Origin of the sequence: Bilophila wadsworthia ATCC 49260, assembly GCF_000701705.1 — a bacterium.
Lineage (GTDB): Bacteria > Desulfobacterota > Desulfovibrionia > Desulfovibrionales > Desulfovibrionaceae > Bilophila > Bilophila wadsworthia.
In genome coordinates this window covers 1-9,592 of sequence record NZ_JNJP01000107.1, presented here as the reverse complement: position 1 = coordinate 9,592, position 9,592 = coordinate 1, and the positions used below count along the sequence as shown (strand labels likewise).

At 62.0% G+C, this 9,592-nt stretch carries 8 protein-coding genes; 5 read left to right on the top strand and 3 right to left on the bottom strand.

What is annotated here, in order from left to right:
* Nucleotides 1–75: 75 nt before the first annotated feature.
* The 3 genes from T370_RS0119630 to T370_RS0119615 all read right to left on the bottom strand — a co-directional run bounded on the left by T370_RS0119630 (nucleotide 76) and on the right by T370_RS0119615 (nucleotide 4,362).
* The gene (locus T370_RS0119630; RefSeq protein WP_005024941.1) at nucleotides 76–1,341 is read right to left on the bottom strand and encodes a phenylacetate--CoA ligase family protein; all 1,266 of its coding nucleotides are present in this window, start codon (nucleotides 1,339–1,341) and stop codon (nucleotides 76–78) included.
* Between the two features lie 104 nt (nucleotides 1,342–1,445).
* A complete protein-coding gene (locus T370_RS0119625; protein ID WP_227329129.1) occupies nucleotides 1,446–2,831 on the bottom strand; it encodes a chloride channel protein in 1,386 nt (461 codons plus the stop codon).
* Nucleotides 2,832–3,303: 472 nt separating this feature from the next.
* On the bottom strand, nucleotides 3,304–4,362 hold the full coding sequence (locus tag T370_RS0119615) for a YIP1 family protein (RefSeq protein WP_029436742.1): 1,059 nt from the start codon (nucleotides 4,360–4,362) through the stop codon (nucleotides 3,304–3,306).
* Nucleotides 4,363–4,687: 325 nt separating this feature from the next.
* Here T370_RS0119615 and T370_RS0119610 point away from each other — a divergent pair, with 325 nt between their 5' ends.
* The 5 genes from T370_RS0119610 to T370_RS0119590 all read left to right on the top strand — a co-directional run bounded on the left by T370_RS0119610 (nucleotide 4,688) and on the right by T370_RS0119590 (nucleotide 9,530).
* A complete protein-coding gene (locus T370_RS0119610) occupies nucleotides 4,688–5,818 on the top strand; it encodes a branched-chain amino acid ABC transporter substrate-binding protein (protein WP_029436741.1) in 1,131 nt (376 codons plus the stop codon).
* 197 nt (nucleotides 5,819–6,015) lie between these two features.
* Nucleotides 6,016–6,921: a branched-chain amino acid ABC transporter permease gene (locus T370_RS0119605; protein WP_005024950.1), complete on the top strand. Its 906-nt coding sequence runs from the start codon at nucleotides 6,016–6,018 to the stop codon at nucleotides 6,919–6,921.
* Nucleotides 6,918–7,919, top strand: a complete 1,002-nt coding sequence (locus T370_RS0119600; protein ID WP_005024953.1) for a branched-chain amino acid ABC transporter permease — start codon at nucleotides 6,918–6,920, stop codon at nucleotides 7,917–7,919. Before T370_RS0119605 ends, T370_RS0119600 begins: the two co-directional genes overlap by 4 nt.
* Nucleotides 7,916–8,677: an ABC transporter ATP-binding protein gene (locus T370_RS0119595; protein ID WP_005024956.1), complete on the top strand. Its 762-nt coding sequence runs from the start codon at nucleotides 7,916–7,918 to the stop codon at nucleotides 8,675–8,677. The genes T370_RS0119600 and T370_RS0119595 overlap by 4 nt, the downstream gene beginning before the upstream one ends.
* Nucleotides 8,678–8,822: 145 nt before the next feature.
* Nucleotides 8,823–9,530: an ABC transporter ATP-binding protein gene (locus tag T370_RS0119590; protein WP_009733394.1), complete on the top strand. Its 708-nt coding sequence runs from the start codon at nucleotides 8,823–8,825 to the stop codon at nucleotides 9,528–9,530.
* Nucleotides 9,531–9,592: the final 62 nt, after the last annotated feature.

Sequence of the window (9,592 nt, the reverse complement as noted above, 5' to 3'; positions counted from 1 at the left end):
GTGGGGGAGGGGAGAGGGAAACTTTCTTCAGAAAGTTTCCCTCTCCCCTCCCCCACATTCAGCACTCTACGGAAACTAATCCCATTCGCGCTTGTCTTCGATGGGCTTGATCTGCGGAGGCAGCGTGCCGGGGGCAAGCACCTTGAGTTCCGGACGTAGCTTGATGCGTTCGCGGAAGAGGTGCAGCAGCTCGTCTTCCTGATGGAAGTTGCTGGCTTCCACATAGAGGATCATCTCGTCGATGCCGCCGGGGTTGATGACCTCGATCTGCCAACGCTTGATATCCTCGAAGCGGGCCATGACCTGTTCCACCTGATGGGGGTAGACGAACATGCCCTTGATGCGGGCGGTGGTGTCCACGCGGCCCACGATGCTGCCGAGGCGCGGGCTGGTACGCCCGCAGGCGCAGGGGGCGCGATCGATGTAGGACAGGTCGCCCGTGGCAAGGCGGATGAGCGGGTACGTCTTGTTGAACGAGGTCACGACGATTTCGCCCACTTCGCCGTCCTTCAACGGGATGCCGGTGTCGGGATGGCAGATTTCCACGTAGCAGCGGTTCGAGATGTGCAGGCCGGTCTTGTGGAAGCACTCGTAGCCGATGCAGCCCACGTCGGCCGTGCCGTAGCCCTGGCGAAGGATGATGTCGAACTTCTTTTCGAGCTGGTTGCGCATCTTTTCGGAGAGGCGTTCGCCGGTGACGAAAGCCACTTCCTGAAAGAGATCCTTGCGCAGGTTGATGCCCTTTTCCTCGGCCTTCTGGGCGAGGTGCATCAGGTAGCTCGCCGTGCCCACGTAGCCGGACACGCGCAGCTTCTGCATGATGTCGAGCTGGGTGCCGGGATCGGTCGGGCCCGCCGGGATGGAGGCGCAGCCGAGGTTGCGCAGTGGCTCTTCAAACATCAGCCCGGCCGGGGACAGGTGATAGTTGAAGGTTACCTGAACCACGTCTCCGGGGCGGAACCCTACGGAATAAAAGGCTTCGGTGTATCCCCAGTAGTCGTCCATGCGGTCTTCGGGGTCGAAGATGGGGCCGGGCGAGAGGAAGATGCGCTTCAGTTCGCCGATGTCCTTGGTCAGCAGGCCGCCGAGGCGGGGGCCGATGGACTGGAGGAAGATGAGCTCTTTCTTTTTCAGCAGCGGGATGTGCTTGATGTCGGAAAGGGTCTTGAACTTCTCCACGTTGAACTGGGCGCGGTCAAAGCGTTTCTTGACGTCTTCAGAATATCTGTAGGCGTAGGAGAGCAGGTCCTTGAGCTGGATCAGGCAATACTGGCGGCGTTCGCTCTCGTCGAGCACTTCGCGGCGGTTGTAGATGCCTTCGGTGCGGTCTTTGCGGGTCATGTCATCATGCTCCGTACTGTTTGGAATTCAGGGAAAGGTCTTGCTTAGCGTATTTATTTGGAATAATGCAAGCCCTTTTTTAAAAAATGAAGTATATCCAATTGTTATTCGATTTTTGATGAGGCGTTTTTGTTCACGAGGATGCGGCGTTTCAGAGAGTCGTATACCGGGGGCGAGCCGACCCCGTTGGCGACGACCGTGGAGATGAAGGCGACGATGGCCATTTCGGGCAGACACTGGAACGCGCCGGACATTTCCGCGACCAGCGCCGTGCCGGTGAGGGGCGCCCGCACCGTGCCCGAGAACAGGCCGGCCATGCCGAGCACGAGATACGCGGGAAGCTGCGGTTCGGCGGAAAAACCGTTTCCGATGAGCAGGGTCCCGCCCACGGCGCCGACCATGCTGCCGATGGCGAGCATGGGCATGAGCAGGCCGCCGGGCACGCCGGAGGCGAAGCTCAGGATGGAGAAGATGATCTTGACGAACAGGAGGAGCGCCACCGAGCCGAGCAGGAGCGGGCCGTTGGGCGTGAGCCCGCCGAGATCGGCTGTGGAATAGCCGAGGCCCACGAGCACCTGCGGATAGACGTACAACAGGACACCGCTGAGCAGGAAGGGCAGGAGCGGCTTGAGGGGGGCCGGGACCAGTTTTTGGTGGTCATGGAATTCCGTCACGCGGAGCAGGGCGGTATTGTAGAGGGCGCTGAACAGCCCCGTCCCCACGCCGAACAGCACGGGGAGCCACATCTGCCCCCAGTCAAGGGATGGGATGGACGAGAAGGGGAACACCAGCCCGAAGCCGAACAGGATCGTGATGACGAACCATGCGGAGAATGAGGCCACGCCGGTGAACAGCAGCAGCGGCACGGTCACGATGGTTTTGACCTCTTCAAAAGCGAACAGCATCCCCGCGAACGGTGCGCCGAAGGCGGCGGCAAGCCCGGCGACGCTGCCCGCGATGAGAAAGCGCGGGGCATGGCCCGGATCTTCGCCGGTCAGTTTTTGAAAGATCCGTCCGAAACCGCAGCCCACGGCCGCGCCCATCTGGATGCTCGGGCCCTCGCGCCCCACGGAGAGGCCGCCTGACAGGGACAGCAGTGTCCCGACGAATTTGGAGGCTACAATGCGGAATCCCGGATAGGGAAGCTGCCCGGCCAGCGCCAATTCCGTCTGGGGGATGCCGCTGCCGCTGATGAGGGGCTCCTTCCTGACCATCTGGCCCACGATGAGCGCCAGCAGGATGAGCGTGCCGAAGACGATCAGCGCTGTGGCGAGATCATCCGCGCCGTGCCTGAGCGTGGAGACGATCCACGCGTTGCCGTGATCATAGAGCCAGCGGAACACGCCGATGACGCCTCCGGTGCAGCCGCCGACAAAGGCCGCCTGCACGACGAGGCGGAGCACGCTTTCGTTGCGCAGGGCCTGCATTTCGCGGAGGATAGGCACTTGCCGGGTGAATCTTGCGATCCGGACTTTCGTTTTTCTTTTCATGGGCATTGCGGGGAGGAACGTTTCCCCTGTCTCCTTCCGAGAGGCGTTGCGGGCGTCAGGCGTCGTTTCGGAGATGACGTTTGCCGTCCGGGGGATCCTGTTATGCCGAAAAGCGGAAGAAAAGGCTATCCCCCTTGAGAAAAGGGAGAAACCGCCCGTCCGTAATCATTCGGAGGGCGGTTTTTTGCTGTTCAAGACTCGCAAAAAGAGGTTTGAAGAAGGAAAAAGAGCCGTGAGCGGTGTTTTTTATGCGGGGACGAAGCGTGCTGGAACCTTTCCACGCTGAAATGCATACCGTTCCCCAAAGAGTCCGCTTTGGGGCGCGCTGCGGACAGGGATTCGAGAAACACAAAAGCCTTTAAGAAAGGGAGGGAAGGGCTCCGCGTGGCAGGTTTGGGGAAGGGAGGAAAAGCGTGGGGGCTTCCCTTTTCTCCAGAAACGTTTTCCCTTCCTTCCCCAATACGGTATTTTTTTAGGCGCTCATGCTCAGGAACTGCCGGATAAGCTGCATACCGATGGCGAACGCGATGAGGTAGAGCGGGCCGAGGGCCAGCCCGGTGCGGGACCACGGCAGGCGCATGGAGTACTTGCATCCGATGAAGCAGCAGACGCCGAACCAGATGCTGCCCACGAGCGGGCCGACCAGAGGGACGATGCAGACCACGGTGGGCGCGGCGCTGTAGGCGATGACCCGGAACACCGTGCGGAACTGGACGTTTTCCGGCTGTACGAGCCGCAGCATGAGGTAAAAGACCGACGCGAAGAAACAGAGCTGGATGGCAAGGATGCCCGGCGTCAGGAGGATGGTCAGGGGCAGGCTCATGCTCTGTGCCACGTCGCCGAGGACTTCCTGCAATTTGGGGTCGGTGATGGAAGGCCCGCTGGCCTGAATGCTCATGAGGTACCACATGCGCTCGACGAGGGTCTGGAACATGCCGAGGATGAGGTAGAACACGAGCGGGCGGGTCAGTTTGCCGTTGGTGGCGGGCAGGGCGGCGAAGAAGCGGGGCGCGTTGAACATCACCCGCAGGATGGTCTGGTAAAGGGCCATGAAGAGGTTGTAGCGCTTGGGCTCTTCCCACGGGACGTCGGTGCCGTCGACATGCATGGCGGCTGCGATGCCGCCTTTGCCCTTGCTTTCCCCGTCGCGTTTCTTCTGGAAATTGTTCCAGAAGTCGGAGCGCTTTTCCGCAACGTTTTGCGGGGGGGCCGGCTGGCCCTTTTGGGGCTCGGCTTCGGGGACCTCGGGAGTCGGCGCGGAGGCGTCATGGTCGCCCGGAATACGGGGGACCATCGCTCCGGGCGGCAGCGGATCGTCGCCGTCCAAATCCGGAGGCAGGGGGCGCCCGGCGGGAGCCGTTTGCGGGGCGGGAGCGGCTGCGGGCGTCTCGTCGACAACGGGCGTTCCGTCCGGGTTGCGGAAACGGAAACGGTATTGGCAATGCGGGCAGGTCGCCATCGCCGCATTGGCGGGAATGGCGTTCTCGTCTATCTGGCGTTCAAACCGGCATTCAGGGCAACGGATCAGCACAGGGCACCTCTAAGGGAAAATCGTACATTGCACTGAACATATAGTCTCATTTTCTACAAATCAAGGGACGAATTTTTGTACTCTCATCCGTAGCTTTCGGCGGTGCGCAGGCCCGGGCGGCCCCTTTTGCCCTGCCCGACGCGGCGATCCGGCGAAAAACGGGGCGGATGACGTGCCCGGAGCGGGTTCCGTTTTTCCTTATTTTGTTGTACGGTAGATGCTTGGCACCATGCGGGATGCCGTCTGTTTCTTTCGGAAAAGCAGGGCCCCGGCCGTCCCGCCCCGTCGTCCCATCCGAAAAACGTTCCATTTCTCAGGGGAAAGCATGAACAATCTTGTGAAAAAACTGATGCTTGTCGCCGCCATGCTCATGCTGGCGGCCGGTCCCTCCTTTGCCGCGGACGCTATCCGCATCGGCCTGATGTGCCCGCTTACCGGCAAGTGGGCCAGCGAAGGCCAGGACATGCAGCAGATCGTGAGCCTGCTCGTTTCGGAAGTGAACAAGGCGGGCGGCATCAACGGCAAGCAGATCGAGCTGATTGTGGAAGACGACGCGGGCGATCCGCGCACGGCCTCCCTCGCCGCCCAGAAGCTGGCCTCCGCCGGGGTAATGGCGGTCATCGGGACGTACGGTTCCGCCGTGACCGAGGCTTCCCAGAACATCATCGACGAAGCCGAAATCATGCAGATCGCCACGGGGTCCACCAGCGTGCGCCTGACGGAAAAGGGCCTTCCCCTTTTCTTCCGCACCTGCCCCCGCGATGACGAACAGGGCCGCGTGGCCAGCAAGGTCATTGCCGCCAAGGGCTTCAAGAAGGTCGCCATCCTGCACGACAATTCCTCCTACGCCAAGGGCCTCGCCGAAGAAGCGCAGAAGGGCCTCAAGGACGCGGGCGTGCCTGTGGTGTTCTACGACGCCCTGACCCCGAGCGAGCGCGACTACACCGCCATCCTCACCAAGCTGAAGGCCGCCGATCCCGACCTCATCTTCTTCACCGGCTATTACCCCGAAGCGGGTATGCTGCTCCGCCAGAAGAAGGAAATGCATTGGGACGTGCCCATGATGGGCGGCGACGCCGCCAACAATACCGACCTCGTGAAGATCGCGGGCAAGGATGCCGCCAAGGGCTATTTCTTCATCAGCCCGCCGTCCGCCCACGACTTCGATACCCCCGAAGCCAAGGATTTCTTCTCCCGCTACAAGGCGCAGTACAACAGCCTGCCGAGTTCCGTGTGGTCCGTGCTGGCCGGCGACGCCTTCAAAGTCATCGTCGCGGCGCTCCAGGCCGGGACGGATGCCAATCCGGAAGCCGTGGCCAAGTACCTCAAGAAGGATCTCAAGGAATATCCCGGCCTGACCGGCAAGCTCGGCTTCAACGAAAAGGGCGACCGCATCGGCGACCTTTACAAGGTCTACGAAGTGGACGGCAACGGCGGGTTCGTGCTTCAGAAGTAAGGTTTTCGGCTCCCGGGAGGATGCCTTCCGGGAGCCTCAGAAGTTTCGGCTTCTTTTCTTGGGTACGGTGACGGGGTTCCCCGGTCGCCGTGCTTCCGTGTCTGGGGCTTCCGACACGGCGGGCCGGGGCCATAAGGTTCCGGGTTCGGGAGTTCCGCTTCCGTCCGCTTCAATCCTTTATCAAACCTCCTGATGATATGAACGAATTTTTACAGCAGCTCATCAATGGCCTTGCCGTGGGCGGCATTTATGCCCTCGTCGCGCTCGGCTATACGATGGTGTACGGCGTGTTGAAGCTGATCAACTTCGCGCACGGCGACATTTTCACCATCGGGGCGTATCTCGGAATGACTCTGCTTGTGTCCGGCGGCCTCTCCGGAAGCATGACGCCCGTACTGGCGGTGGGGCTTGTGGTGATCATCGTGTTCGGTCTGGTGGCCCTGCTCGGCGTCGCGCTGGAGCGGGTGGCCTACCGTCCGCTGCGCAAGGCCAACCGCCTTGCCGCCGTGGTGTCCGCCCTTGGCGCGTCCATCGTCTTCCAGAACGCTGTCATGCTCATCTACGGCGCGCGCGTCTACGTCTACCCGGAAAACCTCATTCCCACGCTGACGTTCAATATCTTCGGGCTGAACGTGCCGTTGATGCGCGTCATCGTCATCGTCAGTTCGCTGGTGCTCATGCTGGCGTTGTACGCCTTCATCAACCGCACCCGTATGGGGACCGCCATCCGCGCCGTCGCCATCGATCAGGGCGCGGCCCGGCTCATGGGCATCAACGTGGACCGCGTGATCTCGCTGGTGTTCTTCATCGGCGCGGGGCTCGGCGGCGTCGCCGGGGTTATGGTGGGCACGTACTACGGGCAGATCGACTTTACGATGGGCTGGTCCTACGGCCTCAAGGCGTTCACCGCGGCCATCCTCGGCGGCATCGGGAACATCCCCGGAGCCATGATCGGCGGGCTGCTGCTCGGCGTGATCGAGGCGCTCGGCGCGTCGTATCTCGCCATGGCGTGGAAGGACGCCATTGCCTTCCTCGTGCTCATCCTCATTCTCATCATCAGGCCCACCGGCCTCCTCGGTGAAAGGGTGGCCGACAAGTTATGAGCCTGTTCAAACGCTATTACCCCGTGCTGGTCGCCGTCCTTGTGGCGGTGTTGCCGCTCGGCATGAACACCTATTGGACCGAAGTGGCCGTCAACGTGGGCCTGTACGCGCTGCTGGCGCTCTCCCTGAACGTCATCCTCGGGCAGGCGGGGATCTTCCACATGGGGCACGCGGCGTTCTATGCCGTGGGCGCGTATGTGACCGCGATCCTGAATACGCACTACCAGATCCCCATCCTGCTGCTCATCCCCGTGGCGGGCGCGGCGGCGGCGCTGTTCGCGCTGATCGTGGCCCGGCCCATCATCCACCTGCGCGGCGACTACCTGCTCATCGTGACCATCGGCATCGTGGAAATCGTCCGCATCGCCCTGATCAACGACGTGTTCGGCCTGACCGGCGGCGCGAACGGCATTTTCGGCATCGCCCGTCCTGAACTTTTCGGCATCAAGATCCGCAAGGCCATCCAGTTCTACTACCTCATCTGGATCATGGTCGGGCTTACCGTGCTGCTGTTCCATTGGCTTTCCGAGTCGCGTTTCGGCCGCGCGTTGAACTGCATCAAGGAAGACGACACCGCCGCCGAGGGCTGCGGCATGGACGTGGCGCACCTGAAGCTCATGGCCTTCGTCATCGGCGCGTTCTGGGCGGGCATGGCCGGGAACCTCTTTGCCGCCAAGATGACCATCATTTCCCCGAGTTCGTTTACCTTTTGGGAATCGGTGGTGGTCTTTGCCGTGGTCATCCTCTCCGGCGGCAGCCAGATCGGCGTCTTGCTCGGCACGTTCCTCATCGTGGCCCTGCCGGAAATGTTCCGTGACTTCGCCAGCGCCCGTATGCTCGTCTTCGGCCTTGCCATGATGATCATGATGGTGGTGCGCCCGCAGGGGCTTCTGCCGCCTTCGCCGCGCCGGTACGATGTGCGGCGGCTGTTGCGGCGCACGCGTGATTTCAGCTCGCCGGTCGCTCCCCGGACGGCCCGGAAGGAGGGCGCGGCATGAGCCTTCTCTCTTTGCAGACCGTGACCAAGATTTTCGGCGGCCTGACCGCCGTGAACGAAGTGTCCTTTGACGTGGAGCAGGGCAGCATCGTGGGGCTCATCGGCCCCAACGGTGCGGGCAAGACCACGGTGTTCAACCTGATCACGGGCAACTACGTTCCGGACGGCGGCGACATCCGGTTCGCCGGGCAGTCCATCAAGGGCATGAAGCCGCATACCATCGTGGGCCTCGGCATTGCCCGGACGTTCCAGTCCATCCGCCTGTTCCCCACGCTGCCGCTGGTGGAGAACGTCCTTGCGGGCCGCCATTGCCGGATGCACAGCGGGATCATCGGCTCCATGTTCCACACCCCGGCGCAGCGCCGCGAGGAGCGGGCCGCCCTTGAGCGGGCCATGAACGAGCTGGAGTTCGTCGGCCTTGCCGATAGTTATGCCGAGGAGGCCGGGAGCCTGTCTTACGGCAACCAGCGCCTGCTCGAAATCGCCCGTGCGCTGGCCTCCGATCCCAAGCTCATCATTCTCGACGAGCCCGCCGGGAGCATGAACGACCCCGAAACGGCGGTGCTCATCGAGCTTATCTACGCCATCCGCCAGCGGGGGGTGACGGTTCTGCTCATCGAGCACGACATGGGCCTCGTCATGAAGGTGTGCGAGAAGCTCCTTGTACTTGAGTACGGTTCGCTTATCGCCAGCGGTTCGCCCGACGTCGTGCGCCGCGATCCTAAAGTTATTGAAGCCTATTTGGGGCAGGATGATTAGAGAGAATCGGGGAAGGGGAGGGAACCCTTTAAAAAGGGCTTCCCTCCCCTTCCCCGAACCCCATCCCCTCCCTCCTAAATTTTTCGTAATGGAGGTGGGGGGGATATGTTTTTCCCGTCTGTAAACGGACGATCCGGGAGTTCGGATGTTTCTGGAAGTCGAAAATCTGCAAGCCGGGTACGGCACGGAAGAAGTGCTGCACGGCGTGAGCCTGCGCGTTGACGAAGGCGAAATCGTGAGTATCCTTGGTGCGAATGGCGCCGGAAAAACCACGACCCTGCTGACCATCAGCGGGCTTGTGCGGGCTTCCGGCGGCGCGGTTCGTTTTCAGGGAGAGGATCTGCACACCCTGCCGAGCCATGAAGTGGTGCGGCGCGGGTTGACCCAGTCGCCCGAAGGCCGCCGGGTATTCGGGGTGCTCACCGTGCTCGAAAACCTGCGCCTCGGTGCGTTCACCGTGGGGGACAAGGAAAAGGCCGAGCAGACGCTGGACTGGATTTTTGATCTGTTCCCCCGTCTGCACGAGCGCAAGGATCAGCTTGCCGGGACGCTTTCCGGCGGCGAACAGCAGATGCTGGCCATCGGGCGTGCGCTCATGGGCCAGCCCAAGCTGCTGTTGCTGGATGAGCCTTCGCTCGGCCTCGCCCCCCTGCTCGTGAAGTCCATCTTTGAGACGATCCGCGCCATCAACCAGTCCGGCGTGACCATTCTTATTGTGGAACAGAACGCCCGCGCCGCGCTCAAATTGGCGACCCGAGGGTATGTGCTGGAGCTTGGGCGCGTTGTCATGGAAGACACCGCCGCCCATCTCCTCGCCAACCCGAGCATTCAGGAAGCCTATCTCGGGGCGTAGGGCGAAGCCTTTGGGGAGGGGGAAGGGCCCCTAAAAGGGGCCCTTCCCCCTCCCCAAACCCC

Coding starts and splice junctions, on each gene's coding strand:
- T370_RS0119630 (WP_005024941.1), bottom strand. CDS start 1,341: ATGACCCGCAAAGACCGCACCGAAGGCATCTACAACCGCCGCGAAGTG.
- T370_RS0119625 (WP_227329129.1), bottom strand. CDS start 2,831: ATGAAAAGAAAAACGAAAGTCCGGATCGCAAGATTCACCCGGCAAGTG.
- T370_RS0119610 (WP_029436741.1), top strand. CDS start 4,688: ATGAACAATCTTGTGAAAAAACTGATGCTTGTCGCCGCCATGCTCATG.
- T370_RS0119605 (WP_005024950.1), top strand. CDS start 6,016: ATGAACGAATTTTTACAGCAGCTCATCAATGGCCTTGCCGTGGGCGGC.
- T370_RS0119600 (WP_005024953.1), top strand. CDS start 6,918: ATGAGCCTGTTCAAACGCTATTACCCCGTGCTGGTCGCCGTCCTTGTG.
- T370_RS0119595 (WP_005024956.1), top strand. CDS start 7,916: ATGAGCCTTCTCTCTTTGCAGACCGTGACCAAGATTTTCGGCGGCCTG.
- T370_RS0119590 (WP_009733394.1), top strand. CDS start 8,823: ATGTTTCTGGAAGTCGAAAATCTGCAAGCCGGGTACGGCACGGAAGAA.